The organism is Shigella sp. FC1661 (assembly GCF_001712525.1).
Lineage (GTDB): Bacteria > Pseudomonadota > Gammaproteobacteria > Enterobacterales > Enterobacteriaceae > Escherichia > Escherichia coli.
This window is the reverse complement of the sequence record NZ_MDGW01000540.1, coordinates 1-241: the sequence shown is the minus strand read 5'-3', so window position 1 is coordinate 241 and position 241 is coordinate 1. Positions and strand designations below refer to the sequence as shown.

Sequence of the window (241 nt, the reverse complement as noted above, 5' to 3'; positions counted from 1 at the left end):
TTTAAGTGACGTAAAATCGTGTTGAGGCTAACGCCCATAATGCGTGCAGTTGCCCGGCATCCAACGCCATTCATGGCCATATCAATAATTTTCTGGTGCGTACCGGGTTGAGAAGCGGTGTAAGTGAACTGCAGTTGCCATGTTTACGGCAGTGAGAGCAGAGATAGCGCTGATGTCCGGCAGTGCTTTTGCCGTTACGCACACCCCGTCAGTAGCTGAACAGGAGGGACAGCTGATAGAA

1 pseudogene is annotated in these 241 nt (G+C 51.0%); it reads right to left on the bottom strand.

Features of this window, described 5'->3' with window-relative positions:
* A pseudogene (locus tag BFF42_RS21750) lies at positions 1-241 on the bottom strand (IS1-like element transposase); the annotation flags it as partial.